At 37.5% G+C, this 20,823-nt stretch carries 17 protein-coding genes and 2 rRNA genes; 4 read left to right on the top strand and 15 right to left on the bottom strand.

The window, feature by feature from the left end:
- The first annotated feature begins 12 nt into the window (after positions 1–12).
- Positions 13–1,317 (top strand): branched-chain amino acid transport system II carrier protein, encoded by a 1,305-nt coding sequence (gene brnQ, locus BCB69_RS05470; RefSeq protein WP_022513124.1) that lies wholly within the window; start codon positions 13–15, stop codon positions 1,315–1,317.
- Between the two features lie 309 nt (positions 1,318–1,626).
- Positions 1,627–3,420 (top strand): S-layer homology domain-containing protein, encoded by a 1,794-nt coding sequence (locus tag BCB69_RS05475; protein WP_069177243.1) that lies wholly within the window; start codon positions 1,627–1,629, stop codon positions 3,418–3,420.
- 64 nt (positions 3,421–3,484) lie between these two features.
- Here the strand turns inward: BCB69_RS05475 and BCB69_RS05480 are convergent, their stop codons facing one another.
- The 4 genes from BCB69_RS05480 to ispE all read right to left on the bottom strand — a co-directional run bounded on the left by BCB69_RS05480 (position 3,485) and on the right by ispE (position 5,730).
- Positions 3,485–3,802 carry a hypothetical protein gene (locus tag BCB69_RS05480; protein WP_069177244.1) on the bottom strand — a complete coding sequence of 106 codons (318 nt, stop codon included), beginning with the start codon at positions 3,800–3,802 and terminating at the stop codon, positions 3,485–3,487.
- A gap of 2 nt (positions 3,803–3,804) precedes the next feature.
- Positions 3,805–4,365 carry a DUF1700 domain-containing protein gene (locus tag BCB69_RS05485; protein WP_069177245.1) on the bottom strand — a complete coding sequence of 187 codons (561 nt, stop codon included), beginning with the start codon at positions 4,363–4,365 and terminating at the stop codon, positions 3,805–3,807.
- Positions 4,352–4,675: a PadR family transcriptional regulator gene (locus tag BCB69_RS05490; protein WP_069177434.1), complete on the bottom strand. Its 324-nt coding sequence runs from the start codon at positions 4,673–4,675 to the stop codon at positions 4,352–4,354. Before BCB69_RS05490 ends, BCB69_RS05485 begins: the two co-directional genes overlap by 14 nt.
- Positions 4,676–4,875: 200 nt before the next feature.
- Complete coding sequence (ispE, locus tag BCB69_RS05495) at positions 4,876–5,730, bottom strand: 4-(cytidine 5'-diphospho)-2-C-methyl-D-erythritol kinase (RefSeq protein ID WP_069177246.1); 855 nt, start codon at positions 5,728–5,730, stop codon at positions 4,876–4,878.
- A gap of 392 nt (positions 5,731–6,122) precedes the next feature.
- Here ispE and BCB69_RS05500 point away from each other — a divergent pair, with 392 nt between their 5' ends.
- On the top strand, positions 6,123–6,599 hold the full coding sequence (locus tag BCB69_RS05500) for a MarR family winged helix-turn-helix transcriptional regulator (protein ID WP_069177247.1): 477 nt from the start codon (positions 6,123–6,125) through the stop codon (positions 6,597–6,599).
- Between the two features lie 33 nt (positions 6,600–6,632).
- Here BCB69_RS05500 and BCB69_RS05505 read toward each other — a convergent pair whose 3' ends face one another.
- Positions 6,633–7,295, bottom strand: coding sequence for a metal-dependent transcriptional regulator (locus tag BCB69_RS05505; RefSeq protein WP_022513117.1), 663 nt, complete (start codon positions 7,293–7,295; stop codon positions 6,633–6,635).
- 154 nt (positions 7,296–7,449) lie between these two features.
- Positions 7,450–8,211, bottom strand: a complete 762-nt coding sequence (locus BCB69_RS05510; RefSeq protein WP_022513116.1) for a class I SAM-dependent methyltransferase — start codon at positions 8,209–8,211, stop codon at positions 7,450–7,452.
- 148 nt (positions 8,212–8,359) lie between these two features.
- Between BCB69_RS05510 and BCB69_RS05515 the strand changes: the two genes are divergently transcribed.
- Complete coding sequence (locus tag BCB69_RS05515) at positions 8,360–9,016, top strand: cupin domain-containing protein (RefSeq protein ID WP_069177248.1); 657 nt, start codon at positions 8,360–8,362, stop codon at positions 9,014–9,016.
- Positions 9,017–9,404: 388 nt separating this feature from the next.
- Here the strand turns inward: BCB69_RS05515 and udp are convergent, their stop codons facing one another.
- From udp to BCB69_RS05560, 9 genes are all read right to left on the bottom strand, one after another.
- Entirely contained in the window at positions 9,405–10,202 is a 798-nt protein-coding gene (gene udp, locus BCB69_RS05520; RefSeq protein ID WP_069177249.1) for a uridine phosphorylase, read from the bottom strand.
- Positions 10,203–10,211: 9 nt separating this feature from the next.
- On the bottom strand, positions 10,212–11,519 hold the full coding sequence (locus tag BCB69_RS05525) for a uracil-xanthine permease family protein (protein WP_069177250.1): 1,308 nt from the start codon (positions 11,517–11,519) through the stop codon (positions 10,212–10,214).
- Positions 11,516–12,142, bottom strand: a complete 627-nt coding sequence (locus tag BCB69_RS05530) for a xanthine phosphoribosyltransferase (protein ID WP_069177251.1) — start codon at positions 12,140–12,142, stop codon at positions 11,516–11,518. Before BCB69_RS05530 ends, BCB69_RS05525 begins: the two co-directional genes overlap by 4 nt.
- Positions 12,143–12,317: 175 nt before the next feature.
- Entirely contained in the window at positions 12,318–13,037 is a 720-nt protein-coding gene (locus BCB69_RS05535; RefSeq protein ID WP_069177252.1) for a LemA family protein, read from the bottom strand.
- 10 nt (positions 13,038–13,047) lie between these two features.
- On the bottom strand, positions 13,048–14,871 hold the full coding sequence (locus tag BCB69_RS05540; protein WP_069177253.1) for an MAG1210 family protein: 1,824 nt from the start codon (positions 14,869–14,871) through the stop codon (positions 13,048–13,050).
- A gap of 160 nt (positions 14,872–15,031) precedes the next feature.
- Positions 15,032–15,934: an acetamidase/formamidase family protein gene (locus BCB69_RS05545; RefSeq protein WP_069177254.1), complete on the bottom strand. Its 903-nt coding sequence runs from the start codon at positions 15,932–15,934 to the stop codon at positions 15,032–15,034.
- A 17-nt stretch (positions 15,935–15,951) separates the two neighbouring features.
- Positions 15,952–17,394 carry a Na+/H+ antiporter NhaC family protein gene (locus BCB69_RS05550; protein WP_069177255.1) on the bottom strand — a complete coding sequence of 481 codons (1,443 nt, stop codon included), beginning with the start codon at positions 17,392–17,394 and terminating at the stop codon, positions 15,952–15,954.
- A 267-nt stretch (positions 17,395–17,661) separates the two neighbouring features.
- A 5S ribosomal RNA gene (gene rrf / locus BCB69_RS05555) occupies positions 17,662–17,778 on the bottom strand.
- Positions 17,779–17,861: 83 nt separating this feature from the next.
- Positions 17,862–20,788 (bottom strand): 23S ribosomal RNA (locus BCB69_RS05560).
- Between the last annotated feature and the right edge of the window lie 35 nt (positions 20,789–20,823).

The following is a 20,823-nucleotide window of genomic DNA, read 5'->3' on the forward strand; positions in this document are numbered from 1 at the left end:
AGTATTCTTATTATGAAAAAATCAAATGAATTTGTGGCAATCGGCCTCATGTTATTCGCGCTGTTCTTCGGTGCAGGAAACCTAATTTTCCCAGTATCCATCGGTCAAAATGCCGGTGTAAATGTAGTATGGGCAACTCTTGGGTTTCTCATTACAGGTGTAGGTCTTCCTTTTGTAGGTGTATTGGCCACTTGTTATTCCGGATTGGATTTGGAAGCATTAGCATCTCGTGTATCCCCTTGGTATGGACTACTTTTTGCTATTGCATTAAATTTGACAATCGGACCGTTTTTCGCAATTCCTCGTACTGCGACAGTATCTTATGAAATTGCGGTAGCACCTTTATTATCTTCCGCTTCGCAGACTATCGGACTTTATGCTTTTGCATTTGCATTTTTTGCTTTATCTTGGTGGCTTGCAATTACGCCCGGTAAAATGGTAGATCGAATCGGAAAAATTATTACCCCTTTGTTATTGTTTTTTCTTGCCATTTTAATTGGTGCGGGTATTTTCAATCCCATGGGTTCATGGCAAGCTCCCACTGCATTATATGCCACTCCTGTTACCGCTTTAGTTCAAGGCGTTCTGGATGGATACAATACTATGGATGCATTAGCTTCTCTTGTATTCGGTGTAGTAGTAGTTCAATCTGTTAAAATGTTTGGAAAAACATCCCATGAAGAAGTAACATTATCTTGTTTTCGTGCCGGTTTACTCTCTACAGTCATCATGGCAATCATTTACGGTTCTTTGAGCTATTTGGGAGCTAATTCCGTTACAACTATCGGAATTCAAGAAAATGGTGCCCCGGTATTAGTAAAAATGGCAATGCATTACTTTGGTTCTACGGGTTCTGTTGTTCTTGGATTTATTGTAATCCTTGCTTGCTTAACTACCAGTGTAGGCTTAATTGCTTCTTGTGCTGCCTATTTCCATTTGTTAGTTCCACGAATTAATCATGTACTTTGGGCTACTATATTTTCTTGTATCTCTTTTGGTGTTGCATTATTCGGATTAACTACCATTATTTCGGCAGCTATACCTGTACTTATGTTACTCTATCCAATGACCATTGCACTGATTACTCTTGCGTTTGCCGATCGTTACTTTGGTGGAAGCCGTGCAGTATATGCAAGTACTATGGCATTTACCTTTATCCCATCCTTGTATACAGGATTAAATACAGCAGGAATTTCTATGGGATGCATTGATACACTTATGTCCATACTCCCATTAGCACAATACAACTTAGCATGGATCTCCTTTTCCATTATCGGGTTTATTCTAGGCATTCTAATTAAAAAAATTAGTCGTTAACCTTAAATAAACCTATCACTGTCTGTGCAATATAATAAATACATAAATATAAAGCATATCCTTTAAAAGATATGCTTTTTTTATTGCATTGATTGATAGACAGGCCTGTATATTCTCAATTAGTAGAATACACAAGCTATTTTTATTTAACAAAAATTCTTTTTATAAACTCTTATATGTTCTTCTTTTTAATTGACTTTACACATACCAAGAGATATAATTATCTCGTTGATTTAACCTAAAATTAATCATTTTTTTGAAATTGTTTATATCTCATTTGTGCCCTCTGCACAAAGAAAGGAATTGATTATGAAACGCTTTCCACTCGGTATAGCACTCTCTGCCATATTGCTTGGCTCTACTTATACCGCTATGGCCGATAATGCATTTTCTGACGTAGCACAAGACCATTGGTCTTATAAAGCAGTCAGTGAACTCTCAGATGCCGGAGTCGTTGTTGGCTACCCGGACGGCACTTTCAAAGGTGATAAGAAAATAACTCGCTATGAAATGGCTCAAATCGTTGGTCGTCTTATGGCAAATGAAGACTCTTTAACTGAAGAACAGAAAGTAACTGTAAAGAAGTTAGAGGAGCAGTATGCTGATGAACTGAAAAATTTAGGTGTTCGTGTAAATGCTTTAGAAAAGAAAGTATTTGATAATACGTTCTTCCTCTACGATATGCGTGTAAGCACCATGCCTATATATGATAATATTTTTAACAAAGATGAACATAAAGAAACATCCTTAGGTGTTCGTTTCCGTGTAAATTCCTTTACAGAAATGACAAAACGCTTCTGGATGTATGGGCAATTAGAAACCCATGCCTCTATGAATGGTAATGCTTTTAATGGTGACAATACCACAGATGCGGATGACTCGAAATTTAAACTCAGCCGTTTCTTTGTTTCTTATCATTTCGGAGATATGAAAGATAAGTATTACATGAATACAGGCCCAACCGATGATAACCTTATTATCGGACGTTATCCGATGAAACTCGGAATGACAGGATATACCTATAACGGAGAACTTACCGGTGTCGGCGTTATATTCGGTGACCACTATACCGGCGGTGCACTTCGTATCGGTACCGGTCGTGCCAACAACATTAACTACGACTATACCGGACCTATGATGCACGGTATTAAGCACATGAAACAATCAGCAGCCGCATTAGCAGGTTCTTTAGCTGCACAAAAGTTCATAGAAAGTGGACAAAATCCGGCACAAGCCAAAGCATTAGGTGGAGTAATTTCTAAAGCTATTGCCAATACCACTGATAAAGCTCATTTACAGCAAAACATTGCAAATGCATTGAAACCTCACATTGGCGACACAAGAGCACAAGGTGTTGCACAAAGTTTAGTTGCACAATTTCAAACCTCTGAAAGATTAAAAACATTGGATAAAGGATTGGATTGGTCTAACGGTCGTTATTATCCGATGATGCAGCAAGGTGTACATATGGCGGACGGTGAAGATGTCGATGTACCTCTTACCTTCATCTCCTATAAGTATGTAAATCCAAAGAATTACGAATTCCATATTTATGGAGCTAAAGCCAACGGTCCTGTTGGAAATATCGTAAAAGCATGGGGCAGTGCCGTTTCTCTCAATGTTAATAACCATGTAGAACTTCACGGCGAATACTTAAAAAATATGCGTCTCTTACCTCTTAATAACGAAAGACCGCATAGCTTCAACTTCGGTTTCACTATTGGTAAGGCTAATATTATGGAACCACATTCTTATGCATTTACCCTTGACCATGTATATAGTGAAGCAGGCACCTATTTCGGTGGTTCTTCCAGTGATGTAGCAGATCAGTATATGGGACATGTATATAAAAATTGGACATTCAATGGCGTTAATATGGGCAAGATGCCGGCTTACATCGCAGATAAGATGGATGCGGTAGCTTCCAATACGGATCATCCGGGAAGAAAATATGGTGGTGCAAAGTTCAATATTGCACGTTTTGAATATATACCAATGCGAGGTGTAAGACTGAAAGCGGAATATGGATTTGGTGCTAAAGACATGGGCGGACGTAAGATGGATAATGTTTTATATTTAGAAGCACAAGCTTACTTCAAGTAATAGCCCCTATAAATAATATAAATAAAAAGGATTATCACAAATGTGATAATCCTTTTTATTTATATTAAACTTGTGAAACTGATTCTTTTGAAGTCATATCTTCCTTAGGTCCCATTTCTATTGGCATCGGAGAACGATTCATATTTTCTTCTTTCCCATCCTCTTTTTTACCGGATAGTTTACTTTCCTGAGATTTTTTATCAGATTCTCGCTCTTTATCCTTTTTATCATGTTTCTTATCATGATGTACCTTTTCAATAGCAGGTTTTACTTCCGCTCTATACCAAGTTGTTAAATGGGATAAATCATTAACAGCAAAGGAAGTCACACCGATACCAAAACAAATGATAGTTAATATAACAGTGATTAAAATGCGTTTCATACTTATTCCCCCTTTTTTACTCGATATATATTCATCCATTCTTTACCAATAAAGAAAAATATCAATCCGGCAAAGAGCCCCGTTACTATAAAAGCCAAAAGAGTCAATATGGAAATAGCGGGTAAGGGAGCTATCGTAGCAAAAGGTTGCCATTGAATGGATAGTAAATAACCAACTAAAGGAGTAATAAACCAACATACTGCCGCTAACAGATAAGCAAGAACTCCGCTAGTTAAGGACACGGCTTTAGATGCATGATGGATTAATGTAGGAATTTGAGGTTTTATCGTATTAAACTCTTCTTGTGCCTGTTCCATAATTTCTTTTAAATCACCTTTTAACAGCCCTTTCTTCTCGGTTACAATTCCTTCAGAAAGATACTCATTATAAATCTCTTTCGGTTCGCCTAATGCTTTGATAATTTCTTCATCAGACAGCCCCTGTTCACATCCTGATAGGAAATGCTCTTCATAATCAGAAAGTATTTCTTGTAAATCTTCGCTTTTAGCTTTTCTAAAATAATAACGCAATAAATCTAAATATTGTTCTTTAGTCCTTTTCATTAATCCCTTTCAAAAATCGGTTAACGGCTGTAGAAAACTCCTTCCATTGCCTTAACATTTCTACATAAGTTCTTTTTCCACCCTCTGTAATCTTATAATACTTGCGTGGCGGACCACTCGTTGATTCTTTCCAATAAGTATCTACAAACTCTTCCTTTTGTAATCGTTTAAGCAATGGATATATAGATCCTTCTGACATTTCTATATATCGTGATATCGTTTCCACAATTTCATAACCATATTGGTCTTTTTGTGTTAATAGAGCTAATACAAGTAACTCTATTACTCCTTTCTTTAACTGTGTTTTCATACATTTTCCTTTCATAAAACCTGATATATCGTTTTTCATATATTCCGTCCTTGCAATATACATTATCACAAGGTATATAATATTACAAGGTACTAATTATAATCTACCACAATAAAAAAAGAGGATTTATTCCTCTCTTAGTTTATATATTCACTTTATATTATAAAATAACTCCATAAAGATACTTACTTTACAAATCTCTATATAATAGTTTCTGTTTTAGCAACAAACCACGTAGGTTTATCCATAGAAATAGTAGTGATTATTTCATCTGCCTTAGCACTATTATTCAATAAAATAAAAAAAGCGGATCCGGACCCGGACATACCACAAGGATATCCCCATTGATGTAAATAAACAGAAGTGTCTAATAATACGCTATGTTTAGAAAATAATGCTTCTTCAAAATGATTCATAAGATATTTTTGGAGTAGTTTTAAATTTTTACTCTTTAATGCCAATACCATCTCGTCAGAAAAATTATTTCTTTTTTCTTTTAACATATCTATCTGTGCATAAGCTATAGCTGTAGAAATATGCTCATCCGGTTTTACAATAATTGCAGGAATTCCATTCCAACCTTGTATCAACGTTACATCGGTACCTATACCACGACAACGTGCCGCTCCCTCATATAAGAAAAAAGGAACATCAGCCCCTAAAGAGGCGGCTAAACGATGTAATATTTCCATATCTAACGGATAATCAAACATTTGATTTAAACCTTTTAATACAGCAGCTGCATCCGAAGAACCGCCCCCCAGTCCGGCTTGTGATGGAATTCTTTTCTTTAACTCTAAATGAAATTTTGGATCTATTTGAGCCTCTTTGGCAAATAAAACGGCAGCTCTCCACATCAAGTTATCCTCGCCTGATGGAGCCGTCCCCTCGGTTACCGCCAAAGATAAACGAGAAGCTTTAGAAAGAGTAATTATATCATGTAACTCTACGGTATGCATCACCGTATCTATATTATGATATCCATTTTCAAGTACATTTCCTACATATAAAGTTAAATTAATTTTTGCATGAGCATTAATAATTATAGATTGCAAAACAGCATCTCCCTTATAGTAATTTCTTTTATTCTATTTTAACAGATGAAAACCCCATAACAAGAAGTCATAAAGTACTTCCCATTATGGGGTTTTCATCCATATGTTTTCACATATGAGTAAGGGGTGCGAGAGAGGGGACTCTCGCTTTCCGGTGAAAACAGCTATAATCAAGGGGAATTAGGGGATTCCTGATATAGCTATTTACACCGCCTGCCCTTTGAATTGCATCATCGGGCAGGCTCTGTTAATTAAAACTCTCGATTCATATTATACTATATATTTAATAAATTCAAGTTTTTTATTATATATTTTTATTTTTTTCTAGGATATTTCTTTATCTTGGTATATAATTAAAGGGTAACTTTTCTTTTTTATTATGGGAGGTAGGTATGAATTCAACACCCTTCTTAAATCCATCTGACTTTTTAGAGGATGAATCGTTTCTTATTTCTTTTAACATGGCACTCATTTGTCAGCGCATCTGTGATGTGCAAACCCGTATACTAAAGGAATACGATCTGACACCTCGTCAGCTGCTAGTGTTGGCATATTTATATAACCATCCTAAAGAAGAAGTCACTCAAAAAATTTTAGAAAATCGTATGCATTTATCCAATCCTACAGTTACTGTAATTATACAATCCATGTTAAGTAAAGGTCTAGTTTCCAAAACAAAAGATCCGCTAGACAGAAGAAAGCATATTCTTCATATCACCCCTAAAGGAAAAACAATGTTTGAATCCAGTCATGAAAAATCTCATGCAACAGGAAAAGCTTGTTATAAGAGTTTGAATAAAAATGATTTGGAATTCTTAAAACGTATTATGAGAACGATTATGGGAAATTTAGAAAACTTAAATCAATAAATAAAAAAGACATGTACGTACATGTCTTTTTTATTATACTGGTTCTACTTCACAACGACGAACATAGACTTGTTTAGCTGCTTTATGTGAAATAGTAATATCCCCCTTATTCGTATGTAATAAAATAGATCCTTCATAGGGTTCTTTTTCCATAATCAATATTTCTAAATTAACAGCTATTTCTTTAGCTTGTAAATAATCCATTAATTCCATATCATCTTCAAACCAAGAAATAACGGCACTATCGCCTTCTGCAAGTTCTGATATAGCTAAATGCCCTTGTAACGGTCTATTCCCTTGCTTATCAGGAATAGCTGTACCATCAGGACCAAATGCAGGTCTTCCTAATTTTTCATATAAACGTTCCGCCAATACATCGGAAGTAGCATGCTCTAACCCCTCCGCTTCCAAATGGGCTTCACGCCAAGAAAATCCAAGAACTTCTACTAAAAACACTTCCCATATACAATGAAACCGAATCAACTTCGCTGCTGCTGATTTCCCCTTAAGAGTCATCCGACTTCCTTTGTAGGCAGTATATTCTACATATCCTTGTTTTTCCAGCTTAACTATCATTTCGCTCACTGACGGAGGTGATACTTGCAGAGTATCTGCGAGTTGTTTATTCGTTATTATTTCATAAGAATCACTTAATGTATATAAGGCTTTTAAATAATCTTCTTTCCCTGACGTCATATGAAATCCCTTCTAAATATCCTAATGGTAGATGGTAATCTTCCGTATAAATACTGACTCATTGTACCATTTAACAAAAGAATACGTCAAAATCATATCATACTATGAATTAAACAAAACAGAACCTACCTTTGTACTCGTATGTTCTGTTTCATTATGCCTTTATGCTGTAATGTGCTACATATCCTAATTTATCATGATAGTCTCTAAAGAAATTAAACATTTTTAAAAAATGTTCTTGATTTTCTTTCTTGAGACCATTTGCCATAATCTGCATAGCACCTTGTATACCTTCATCACGGATAAGCCCCGTTGGATTTAATAAAGACATCTCTCCGGACTTTTGTTCTACTATAAATCCTGGTTTCTCTATACACAATTTCCATTCTTCTTTAGTCAACGGATATACCGGAGTATGAATTACCTGTCTCATTTTTTCTACCAAGGATGCTCTTAAATTCTTATCATCCAAACATAAACACACATCATGTGTTAACAGCATGCCTCCTTTTTTTAATACACGTTGATATTCCGATAACGCCTGTTCTTTAGCATGAGGAGGAAGCATAGTAAGCATCGCTTCATTGATGATGATATCAAAAGAGTTGTCTGCAAAAGGTAAATGCAATGCATTTCCACAAATAACAGATAATACATCTTCTAAATGATTCTTCTGTATATTTTCCTTTGCTTTTTCAAGTGCTTGTTCATTTTGATCGAGTCCGATGATATGGCAACCATATTTTTTAGCCAATTCTATCATATTCGTCCCCATATTACATGCTACCTCTAATATCTTAGGACTTGTTTCAAAATTTATATGTGAAAGCAACCAATTAGTTGCTTCAATACCGCCCGGTCTTAATCGTTTTTTACCTAATCTTGCTAATAAAGTATGTCCTAATTCATGTCTCATAAAACACCTCCTTGTGTTTCTACTTATAGATTCACCTTATTAGTGATTTTTATATTGTACCATCTTTTCAGTTTATTGATAATGATTATTATCTATCCTTTTTAAAATAAAAATGCTATGATAATGACACCCTAATAAAGGAGGTTTTATGTCATCTGTTACAAAAAATATTTCCCCAATAATAGACAAAAATACTATTATTTCCGGTTGCACTGTTTCCACTAAACTATGTGAAAACAATGATTTATTTTGCTTAGCGTTTTCTATGGATACGCATACAAGTATTAGCGAAGAACAATATCCGTTCCAACATATATATTATGTACTGCAAGGATCTCTTACTGTTAATAAAACGGAAGAGTCTACTATATATCCATTGCAAAGAGGAGAAGCGTACATCGTACCTAGCCGAACAGTACATGCCATTCATGCCCCTTCAGATTGTATTTTCTTACAAATCGGATTATTAAAGGAGAATCTTATGAATACTACAATAGATATTAAAGGTATATTTCAACTGAAAAATCTCATCCCTTATCAAGAAGGTAAAATTGTAAACCGTGACCTCATCGTAACAGATAATACCAGACTTGCTATTATTGCTCTTTCTAAAGGTACCGCACTATCTGAGCATGCCGCTCCCAACGAAGCTCTTCTTTTCGCACTGGAAGGAGAGGCCGTATTCACATTAGACGGAGTACCTTATACATTAAAAGCAGGTGACAACCTTGCTATGAAAAAAGGAGCCCCTCATAAATTAAATGCTACAGATAACTTTAAATTTGCACTGCTTTTAACTAAATAATCATAGCAAAGAAAAAGCCTGTTTATACTGCTTTGATGCGTATAGATAGGCTTTTATTCAGTCATATTCTATTAACAAAAAGAGCGAACGTTTCCCCACCGAATCTCAACTTATCATATTTTAATTATAGAGTTAAGAAAGGAGATGAAAATATGATAAATTAATGCTTTGACTTTTCTTCCATATATAAAATGGATGTATAGTATTCCAAAATAAATACAAGAAGTTTGAAAGACCGATGAGCGGATGTTCGCTTTTATTTCCCTTATTTTTAATATATCATTGTATCTCTAAAAAATCCATCTTGTTTTTTGTGAAGTTCCGTATTTCCATATTCTCATTCGTTAAACATACATAAAAAACTTCCTATATTCGAGGAAGTTTTTTATTATTTTTCGCAAGAAAGTTCTTTCCATAAGAAAGTTTTTACAACCTGTTGGAATCGCTGTTCTGCCTGCTGATAGACTTCACAGGGCGCTATGGATTCCTTTTCTGTACGTTTAGCGACTACAGCACAAATCGAAGCTGCTTGTAATCCCAAAACCGAAGTAAGTGTAAATAGAGTCGCATTCTCCATTTCATAATTCGTACAACCTAATTGCTGAAACTCATGTAAAGAACCCTGTAGTTTTCTACGTACATATCCACCAAAACTATCATAACGTTCCTGTCCCGGCCAAAAACTGTCGGTAGTAACGGAGATACCTACATGATATGGAATTTGTAACTCTTTAGCCGCCTCTATCAATCCATGAGTCAACATTAAATCTGCAACCGCCGGATATTCTACAGGTGCATAGGATTTAGAAGCACCTTCCATACGAACAGATGCGTTATTAATCACTACATCACCAAGTTCTATATTTTCTTGTATAGAACCGGTTGTTCCTACTCGTATAAAACGAGTAATACCTAACCGAGCCAATTCTTCTACAGCAAAAGTAACACAAGGTCCTCCCATACCGGTCGACATCACAAGAACAGGCTGTTTGTTTACATAAGTAATCCAAGTCGTGTAATCCCTATGCGAAGTAAGAAATGCAGCATTTTGACCAATCGATTTAGCTAACGGTTCTACACGAGCCGGATCTCCCGGTACTACTGCGTAAGAAGCATTCTGTATAAGTTCTTTCGATAAACCGGTATGATACATGATTTCATTCTCTTCTGCATAGTATTTATTCATAATGTATCCTTATCTTTCTACATCCTCTTTAGGAAATATGAGATTCAATATAATTGCCACAATAAATACAACCGCCACACAGTTTTCTGCAAATACGCTCTTAAATAAATCAGGAAAAATACGGAATATTTGCGGTGTTTGTGTAAATCCTAAACCGATACTTAACGACAGTGCAGCAATGCTCATATTTCTTTGAGAATAACCACATTGACTAATCATGCGTACACCACTTACTACGATAGACCCGAACATCATTAAGGTACATCCTCCAAGAACGGCATCCGGAAGAGAAGCAAGAATTACGCCCAATCCAGGAAATAATCCGGCTAAAATCATAATAACAGCACCACATCCGATAGCTTTTCGATTCACTACATGCGTCATCGCAATCAGCCCGACATTTTGACTGAAAGAAGTAATCGGCATACAGCCAAATAAAGAAGAAAAACTGCTTACAAAACCATCGACAGCAATAGACCCGGAAATTTCTTTATTTGTTGCATCTCGGTTAAAACCCATAGTTGTCAGTGCGGAAGTATCTCCCAATGTTTCTGTTGCAGAAACAAGGAATATCAAAAATACGGAAAAAATCGCATCCGCATGAAATTCTAAGGGATAGGGCATAAAAGTCGGCAGCGAAAAAAGTGACACTGTCGCTAAACGTGATAAATCTACCATTCCAAAAAAGTAAGATGCTATGTATCCTACTACCAGTCCAAATAATACGGATAATTGTTTATAGTAAGACTTAGCCACCACATTAAAAAGCAAGCTGGATACTAAGGTAATGGTTCCTACAATTAAATATTTTGCATCACCGAAGTTAGGATTTCCAAATCCGCCGCCAAAAGAGTTGGCGCCAATACTAAGTAAAGAAAACCCAATAGCCGTAACTACCGTAGCCGATACAATAGGAGGCACTATCTTACGCCAAGAACCGGCACCTAATCCGATAAAGCCCTCTAAAATACCGCCGATTAGAGCAGCTCCTAAAATAGCTCCATATCCATACTTAGCACCAATCATGCAAAATATAGACACAAAAGTAAAGCTTATACCCATAATGATTGGTAAACCGCTTCCAAAACGTTTAATAGGAAACATCTGTACAAGAGAACCTACTCCTGCCATAATCATAGCTACTTGCACTAAAGCACCTACCTGCTCGGTAGGCATCTTTACTACACCGGTCACAATTAAAATGGGGGCAATATTAGCAACAAACATTGCAAGTACATGTTGCAACCCGAAAGGAATTGCTTTCTTTACAGAAATTTTTCCATTTAATTCATATATTGGATCTTTTTGTACTGTCACGATTTATCTCCTTCTCGAAATGTAATAGTTCCTGTATCTGCATCCATTTTCTCAATAATAGCTAATGATTTTATCGGGTATCCATCTTCCCGCAATGCATCTCCGCCGCCTTGAAACCCCTTTTCTATACAAATACCAATACCTTCTACGATACCGCCGGCTTGCAATACTAAATCAATAAGCCCTCGTATAGCACACCCATTTGCAAGAAAATCATCAAGAATAAGAATATGTTCCCCCTGTTTAATATACTTCTTAGAAACTACTACATGGTTCATTCGATTATGAGTATAAGACATCACTTCTGTCATATACATTTCTTTATCCATATTGCTTCCTGCCGACTTTTTAGCAAATACAACAGGTACACCAAAATGAATCGCCGTTAAACACGCAATTCCAATGCCGGATGATTCAATCGTCAATACTTTGTCAATTTTCTTTTCAGCAAACAGTGAATAAAATTCTTTCCCCAATTCACTGATAAATGGAACATCAATCTGATGATTCAAAAAGCTGTCTACTTTAAGAACATTTCCTGACTTAATAACTCCATCCTTCAATATTTTTTCTTGTAATAAATTAAAATGTGCCACTCCACTGCCCCCTAGAAATCTATACATTTCTACATGTTATATAATTTTTAATTATAGCAAGAAAAAGTAAATTCGACAAAATACGAAACATGCAGTTATCATACTTTATATACAAAGTTCCTCAATAAAAAACTACATGAGCTAAAGACTTCTCTTTAACTCATGTAGTTTTTTTATTTAATTATGCAATAATGAATATCTATTAGAAAAATACACCTTTTGATCTATCTTTAATTTCTTTTTCCGCAATAAATGGAATACGAGTGGTTCTACCTTCTTTAGCAGCCACAATCTTCTTAAATGGAAATTCAAAAATTTCTCGATTCCAAGTATTTACAGCATCATTATACAAAGTACGTGCTGCTGTAATTTCACGCTGTAAGTAAGAATTTTGCTGCATAGCATCACGAATGGTGTCCTGACTCTTAAGATCCGGATAATTTTCCAATACGACATTAATAGCACGTGCTGCTTTGTTTAAGTCACTATTCGCTTCACTTCTTGATGTTTCACTAAAGTTCCCACTTCTGTACTTTGCAATATCCACCAAAATATCCTTATCAACAGAAATAGATTTTTCCACCAACTTGGCTACATTTTCTAAAATTACAACACGCTGTTCCATATAATTATCAATTTCAGAAGCAGCGGTTTGTATTCTCTGTTCCATCATATTGAAAGAAGAACTGATTTTCTGCATTTGCCACCAAGGAAAAACCGCTATTAACGCCCCTATCCCTGCTGCTATATAATTTTCATAAAATACACCACCGGCCATTAATACTGCACCTACCAGCATAAGTACTGTCGGTATCATACGTTCTGTAGCAGTGGTAGTTACAGGAACTACTTTAGCAATAACATGTACATCTCGACCTTCTTCCATAATTTGTGGATTCATTTCATCTAATTGATTAGCCATAATTTCACTCCTATCCATTTTCAAATACTTGTTGTAACAATTCTTTTAAACTTTCATTTTTTCTATAAAATTTACCTACCATGTATCTACCATAAGCAAAATCCTTATTTACATTAGCTATTGAGCGTTGATAAGTATCTAACTCTTTTATCTGCTTAAAATCATCTTCCATCGCATCAATTTCAGACACTTCCATATATTCTCTGTGATGTACTGGAATATACTCTTCCCATTCTACAGGAACATCATAAACATGTCCATCGCCTGCTCTAACCGGTACATAAGAAACATGTTTTTCCGTCCTATAAGAATGTGCATCGACTTGTACTACTTCCGCATCATTTTCATTTCTATGATAAGTCGTTTTTAAAATTGTTTTTACACTACTTCTAGTATCTGCATCTTGCGGTCTAAATAACTCAAGTCCTAAATGATTAGCTATCATTTCCGTAATATAGGAATTGTAATTATTTTTATATGATTTTTTATAAATATAATCAGTTGACATCATCTGCTGATATAAAGGAATCGCCAAGAGCGGTAAAAAAAAGAAAAACATATGATCAAAATAAGAGCAATTAAATGTTATAAATTTCTCTTTAATCTTTTCAAAAGAAAAATCCCAATAATTATCCGGACCGGTATCTAAATCCCACTTTTGTGAATTAATAGTTTCTATCGTATTGATTTTATTCTCTTTATTAAACTTAAAATCATCACCATAAGGAGAATTATCAAAGATGTCTTTATAATTCTTCTGTGCTAAGGGTGTGAAAAGTAAACGGAACTCCGTTTCATTATTTCGGTCTAACGCATGAAAAGTTGCATCGAACTCTTCATTTGCCATTCCTTGAAAACTACCGCCCGACTTAAGTGCATCCTCTGTTTTATTTCTAATAGCTGCAATTTTATTTCGTAACCCTAAATTTTTTAAAAGCCCGTCAAATACACCTTTCGCAACCGGTTTCCTATGAAAGACTAAATTAGGAGCTGCTTCATTACCATATACTAAAGAAACAACTGTGGAATAATAAGGTCCCGGTTTCTCCAATTCTGCGTGTAAAGTTTCCGTGACCATACGAGTTTTAGTATGCCCATCAGAATCTGTATAGGTTTCTGAATAGCATACAGTTCGACTCCCCGTATAAGTATAAGTCCCCAAAGTATGAATCAATCTTTTTATAAACACAAAAGGATTTCCGAGAATATCCCCTGAAGCAATATCCAACGTAGAATAGTTATCATCCATTTGTTCTAAAAAACCATACTCTTTTACAAGCTGTTCATAGCGTTTCTTATTAAAATTTAAATCTAAGTGAATAAAAGGAATCGCTTTTTTTATCAATTCCGGTGTCATCTGACTATGAAATAATTTATTTAAAGGTGCCATCATTTCATAACCTTCTGCTTGTAATGATTCCAAATGTTGATCTAAATTGGCTAATAAATCTTTGATTTTCTTTATTGCCGGTTTAACAATAAAAAAATATAAACATGCAGATAAAACAGCAAGAATAATACAAATTGTAAGAGTAAAAAAATCCTGCTGTTCCCTATAAAAACGAAAACCGCCCCAAAGAACAGCACCTATACCGACAATCCAAAGTAACCATTTTATAAAGGAATATCCTTTATATTTCCTCTTTGTTTTTTGTACATCCTTAGATATTTCTTCATATTTTTTTACTAATTCTGCATTCTTCGCTATATCACATTGTGATTGCTTTACGAGCTCCTCAAAATACTCTTCTGTTACCGTTTTAAAAGAATCTTTTAAAGTATTTCTATAATAGGCTAAAGGTTCTAATAACTCTTCATTATATTCATTAGTCATTTGGTACTCCTTAGCAATAACCACTGATTGTAAATATTTTCTCTATTATAGCAAAATTATAATACATGTAAATGTATTCCGTCTGTCCCAGAATATATAGAAAAACAAGCAAAAAGACCCCAAACGATACACTCGAATGAGGTCTTCTTGTTACATATGATTAAAATCCAATCAAAGGTTTCTTATTAAGTACTTTGGGTGTACCGATACGGAAAGAGTCACCGCCGGCTTCTGCGACTAAACAAGCTTGATTAGCTGCTAAAAACCCTTGCATAGACATATACATTCCTGCATCAGTATAATCCATGCCATAGGCATTACAAAGTAAACGATGCATTTCTTGATAACCTGCACGAATAGCGTCATCACAAGTCGGTCCGCATGTATTTACATAATAAGCATCTTCGGTTTCCAGCAATGCCCAATTAAGTTCAAAGTTTTTCAATACTTTTACTCGTACAATAACTTCTCCTGCAATTTCAATACCGGTACCGCAAACTTCACCATCTGCCATAGTTGCATGCAAGTCTCCCATAGCAAGCAAGCCTCCTTCTACACGTACAGGAAGCCACATACGAACACCTTTTTTAATCATGGGATTATCCATATTACCACCATGATTTCCTACAAAGCCGGTGGAAATATTTTTCTCATCTGTCGCTACACCGATAACACCAATCATGGTATCTACCGGCCAAATCATATTGTATTTTTTCCAAATGACTTTTCCATCTTTAATCTTTAAAATATGGGTACGTGATTCACTCTTATCTGCAAAAGGTCCACAATCGGGAATAGAACAAACAGCTCCCTGATCTGCTACTTTAATATCTAAAATTTCTACGCATAATACATCACCCGGTTCTGCCCCTTCTACATAAAGAGGACCGGCTGCCGGATTGGTATGTTTCCAATCTACAGACATCGCAATATCTTTTTCACTTTTAATCTGACCGGCAAAACAATCTTCTACAATAAATTTAACGACTTCATTATCCTTTGCTTTAGCTACCGGTTTCATATCTTTTGCAAATTCATAAATATACTCTTTAATTTCTAACATAGAAGATCCTCCTTTATTTAAAAAATAAAACCTGCCATTAAATACATTCCTGCAGAAATAACTGCAAAAATAACAGAATATGCTACACAAGTGGACGCATGATATCCCGGTTTAAGGCCGAACACGGATGAAGTAAGCATGGTGTAATCACAAATGTAACACATATTACAACCAAAACAACCTGCGGAAATAATCGCTGCACCGACTAAATAAGGATTCGTACCTATAGCAGCCGCTACAGGCAGTAAAATTGGGAAAGTAATCAGTAATAGCCCCCAATTCAAAGACATAATACATTCCGATATACAGAAAATTACAAATACCAAAAACGGTAATAAATTCGGGTTTACAAACTGTTTAACCACATTTGCTAAATAATCAATATATCCTAAATCAACTAACACATCATTTAACATATATGAGGCACAAAACAGAATAATAATACTCATAAAATCTGCAAAACCGGATACTAAACATTCTTCAATATCCTGTGCTTCCATAATATTACGAATCAAGTAATAACCGGCTGTAATCGGTAATACAATAAGCATCGCAGGTACCGTATCAAAATCAAAATAATACGCAGCCCCCAATAAAAGAAGTATAGGTAAAAAGAAATCAAATAAATTTCCTTCTTTTCTTCCCTCATTCGATTCCTCTAAATTTTCTAATTCCGTGTAATTCTCCTTTGCCGGTGCTTTAGAAAAGCCCCATTTCGGCAATATTCCAACAGCAAATAAGAAAGTACCTATAATAGCAATAATCGGATAAAAAGCAAATGGAATCGATTTTATGAATGCCATCATTCCTTCTCCCTCAGGAACGAGACCCGTAGAAATAAAACATCCTCCTAAGAAAGCGGCCCAAGAGGTAATAGGAAAAATAGCACGCAAGGGTTCCGCTAATGTATGAATTAAATAAGCACCTTCTTCTCTAGGCACATCCAACTCATCATACATAGGAGCCATAATGCTACCCCCGACAGCAATAGTCATATAGTCATCAAAGAACAAAGGAAACTGTAAAAGCCACGTTGCTATATTAAGCTGTCCCTTAGACTTTACCCGCGACTTAATAAGTCTTGAAAAAGCATGTAAAGAACCTGTTTTATTTAAAAACTTATTAAATACATTTAAAAAACAACACATCAACACAATCCAAATAAAGTCTTCTCCTGCCATGGTTTTAAATAACTGTACTCTAAAACCTTCTACAAAATCAGTTCCTGAAGAAAGTGCAATGCCAAAAATAGTGGAAAAAATAAGCGTTTCCAAAATACGTCTGGTCAGTAATGTATAAAATAGAATAAATAGAATCACTAAAGTTCCCACACTATTATCCAATAATTCTTTTCCTGGAGATAACAAAGCAGCAGCTATAATGAGAGCTACAGTAATTCCATAACTTGCCCATCGGTGTGCTACTGTTTTATTATCCATGAGATTTTTAAAAACACTCATAGTTACACACCTCCCTAAACATGAAACAACATCATATCACATATGATGATTTTTAATATTAAATTTAATAATATCTTACTTTCAGATAAAAGTAAATAATTATTACTTATTTTTATGAAATTTTATGTATAACTATATATCCATGACAAAATGAAATAGTAATATATCATCCGTATAATTTACCACAATAAAATAATCTGCTCTTAAAGGTGCAATATAAAAGTATATAGACAATAAAAAAGAACACTCTATTGAGTGTTCTTTCTTAATCAGCAGCTTCCTATCCTCCCGGGCCGCTTCCAGCCAAGTACTTTCGGCGTTTGTGAGCTTAACTTCTGTGTTCGGCATGGGTACAGGTGTATCCTCACAGCTATCGCCACTGTTTCTCTTTGAAGATATTCCTTCAAAACTATATAGAAGTACCACTGAAGTCTCTTCCAAGACTGTCTGCGCTTTGTGATTCTCTCTAAGTTAAGACCTCGATCTATTAGTACCGCATCGCTCCAAACATCACTGCTCTTCCACTTGCGGCCTATCTACCTCATAGTCTATAAGGGATCTTACTCATTTCTGATGAGAAGTCTCATCTTGGGGTGGGCTTCACGCTTAGATGCTTTCAGCGTTTATCCCTTCCGAATGTGGCTTTCCAGCCATGCCACTGGCGTGACAACTGGTACACCATTGATTCGTCCACTCCGGTCCTCTCGTACTAGGAGCAGCCCCCCTCAAACTTCTTACGCCCGCGATGGATATGAACCAAACTGTCTCACGACGTTTTGAACCCAGCTCGCGTACCACTTTAATGGGCGAACAGCCCAACCCTTGGGACCTACTCCAGCCCCAGGATGTGATGAGCCGACATCGAGGTGCCAAACCTCCCCGTCGATATGAACTCTTGGGAGAGATTAGCCTGTTATCCCCAGGGTAGCTTTTATCCGTTGAGCGATGGCCTTTCCACACAGTACCACCGGATCACTAAGCCCGACTTTCGTCTCTGCTCGACTTGTTGGTCTCGCAGTCAAGCTCCCTTCTGCCTTTGCACTCGTCGGTCGGTTTCTGTCCGACCTGAGGGAACCTTTGGGCGCCTCCGTTACTCTTTCGGAGGCGACCGCCCCAGTCAAACTGCCTACCTGAGATTGTCCGCAGGGTCGTTACTCCTGGCGTTAGAATCCCAGAACTAGAAGGGTGGTATCCCAACATCGACTCCATACATACCTAAGTACATACTTCTTTGTCTCCCACCTATCCTGTGCATCTACTTCCGAGATTCCATCTCAAGCTGCAGTAAAGCTCCATGGGGTCTTTCTGTCCAGTCGCGGGTAACCTGCATCTTCACAGGTATTTCAATTTCACCGGGCCCCTCGTTGAGACAGTGCCCAAATCATTACGCCTTTCATGCGGGTCGGAACTTACCCGACAAGGAATTTCGCTACCTTAGGACCGTTATAGTTACGGCCGCCGTTCACTGGGGCTTCAGTTCAAAGCTTCGCCTTAGCTGACCTCTCTCCTTAACCTTCCAGCACCGGGCAGGCGTCAGCACCTATACTTCAGCTTTCGCTTTCGCAGGCACCTGTGTTTTTGGTAAACAGTTGCTTGGGCCTCTTTTCTGCCACCCTTCTCGGTTCCAAGTGCTTGACTCTTCGCCTACCAAGGGCCATCCTTCTTCCGAAGTTACGGATGCAATTTGCCGAGTTCCTTAACGAGGGTTTTCCCGCGCACCTTAGGATTCTCTCCCCGCCTACCTGTGTCGGTTTACGGTACGGGCGGACGAGTCCTCGCTAGAAGCTTTTCTTGGCAGCATGGGATTCACAAGTTCATTAAAGTCTCCTTTAACTCCCCTTCATGTCTCACCCTTCTCGTATGACGGTTTTTCCTATCATACAGGCTACGCACTTAGACATGCTCTTCCACTCGCATGCTTGTGTGCCCTTCTGCGTCACTCCTTCACTCAATCAGACTCTTCCGGTACAGGAATTTCAACCTGTTGTCCATCGCCTATGCTTCTTGCCTCGGCTTAGGTCCCGACTTACCCTGAGACGACGATCGTTGCTCAGGAACCCTCGGGCTTTCGGTGGAAAGGATTCTCACCTTTCTTTTCGATACTCATACCAGCATTCTCACTTCTTATCAGTCCACGACTCCTTCCGGTATCGCTTCTCCCCAATAAGAACGCTCCCCTACCCAGACGGCTTGCGTCTGCCATAGCTTCGGTTCCGTGCTTGAGCCCCGGACATCTTCGGCGCAGCGTCTCTCGACCAGTGGGCTATTACGCACTCTTTAAATGATGGCTGCTTCTAAGCCAACATCCTGGTTGTTTATGAAACGCCACATCCTTCGCCACTTAGCACGGCATTTGGGACCTTAGCTGATGATCTGGGCTGTTTCCCTCTTGACCACGGCCCTTATAAGTCGTAGTCTGACTCCCAAGTTTGATTACAGCCATTCGGAGTTTGACTGGGTTTGGTAACCGGGTAGGTCCCGCTCCTGATCAGTGCTCTACCGCCTGTAATCACCACTTGAGGCTAGCCCTAAAGCTATTTCGGGGAGAACCAGCTATCTCCACGTTCGATTGGAATTTCACCCCTACCCACACCTCATCCTAACCTTTTTCAACAGATATAGGTTCGGTCCTCCACACATTTTTACCTGTGCTTCAACCTGGACATGGGTAGATCACTGTGGTTTCGGGTCTACGCTTTCCGACTTCTCGCCCTATTAAGACTCGCTTTCGCTTCGGCTCCACATTTCCTGCTTAACCTTGCCGGCCCTCGTAACTCGCTGGTTCATTCTTCAATAGGCACGCCATCGACCTGTTTTATATACGGTCTCTGACTGTTTGTAAACATACGGTTTCAGGTTCTATTTCATTCCCCTCCCGGGGTGCTTTTCACCTTTCCCTCATGGTACTATGCGCTATCGGTCGATATCTGTGTTTTGCCTTGGAGGGTGGTCCCCCCTGCTTCATACGGGATTTCTCGTGTCCCGCACTACTCTGGATTCCGTCCTTAGAGTTCTTGTTTTCGCCTACCAGGCTCTCACTGTCTTCGGCTCTCTTTCCCAAGAGATTTGGCTAACTTTTCCTCCAATTTTGTCGGTCCTCAACCCCGATTAAGTTTCCTTATTCGGTTTAGGCTTCTTCCCCGTTCGCTCGCCGCTACTTGGGGTATCTCGTTTGATTTCTTCTCCTCCGGTTACTTAGATGTTTCAGTTCACCGAGTTCCCTCCTCATACCGGTCGGTATGGGTGACGGTGCATTACCACCGCCGGATTTCTCCATTCGGATATCTACGGTTCAACGGCTATTTGCGCCTACCCGTAGCTTTTCGCAGCTTGTCGCGTCCTTCTTCGGCAGATATCGCCAAGGCATCCACCGTATGCCCTTAGTATCTTAACTTACATACTTCACACCTTGACCTTCTTGCTTTTGAG

The organism is Dialister pneumosintes, assembly GCF_001717505.1.
Lineage (GTDB): Bacteria > Bacillota > Negativicutes > Veillonellales > Dialisteraceae > Allisonella > Allisonella pneumosinta.

Bases quoted from the DNA above. Each gene is read 5' to 3' on its own strand.
- BCB69_RS05505 (WP_022513117.1), bottom strand. From the start codon at position 7,295: ATGACGTCAGGGAAAGAAGATTATTTAAAAGCCTTATATACATTAAGT.
- udp (WP_069177249.1), bottom strand. From the start codon at position 10,202: ATGAATAAATACTATGCAGAAGAGAATGAAATCATGTATCATACCGGT.
- BCB69_RS05550 (WP_069177255.1), bottom strand. From the start codon at position 17,394: ATGAGTGTTTTTAAAAATCTCATGGATAATAAAACAGTAGCACACCGA.
- BCB69_RS05490 (WP_069177434.1), bottom strand. From the start codon at position 4,675: ATGAAAACACAGTTAAAGAAAGGAGTAATAGAGTTACTTGTATTAGCT.
- BCB69_RS05480 (WP_069177244.1), bottom strand. From the start codon at position 3,802: ATGAAACGCATTTTAATCACTGTTATATTAACTATCATTTGTTTTGGT.
- BCB69_RS05475 (WP_069177243.1), top strand. From the start codon at position 1,627: ATGAAACGCTTTCCACTCGGTATAGCACTCTCTGCCATATTGCTTGGC.
- BCB69_RS05500 (WP_069177247.1), top strand. From the start codon at position 6,123: ATGAATTCAACACCCTTCTTAAATCCATCTGACTTTTTAGAGGATGAA.
- BCB69_RS05485 (WP_069177245.1), bottom strand. From the start codon at position 4,365: ATGAAAAGGACTAAAGAACAATATTTAGATTTATTGCGTTATTATTTT.
- BCB69_RS05510 (WP_022513116.1), bottom strand. From the start codon at position 8,211: ATGAGACATGAATTAGGACATACTTTATTAGCAAGATTAGGTAAAAAA.
- brnQ (WP_022513124.1), top strand. From the start codon at position 13: ATGAAAAAATCAAATGAATTTGTGGCAATCGGCCTCATGTTATTCGCG.
- BCB69_RS05530 (WP_069177251.1), bottom strand. From the start codon at position 12,142: ATGTATAGATTTCTAGGGGGCAGTGGAGTGGCACATTTTAATTTATTA.
- BCB69_RS05515 (WP_069177248.1), top strand. From the start codon at position 8,360: ATGTCATCTGTTACAAAAAATATTTCCCCAATAATAGACAAAAATACT.
- BCB69_RS05545 (WP_069177254.1), bottom strand. From the start codon at position 15,934: ATGTTAGAAATTAAAGAGTATATTTATGAATTTGCAAAAGATATGAAA.
- BCB69_RS05540 (WP_069177253.1), bottom strand. From the start codon at position 14,871: ATGACTAATGAATATAATGAAGAGTTATTAGAACCTTTAGCCTATTAT.
- BCB69_RS05535 (WP_069177252.1), bottom strand. From the start codon at position 13,037: ATGGCTAATCAATTAGATGAAATGAATCCACAAATTATGGAAGAAGGT.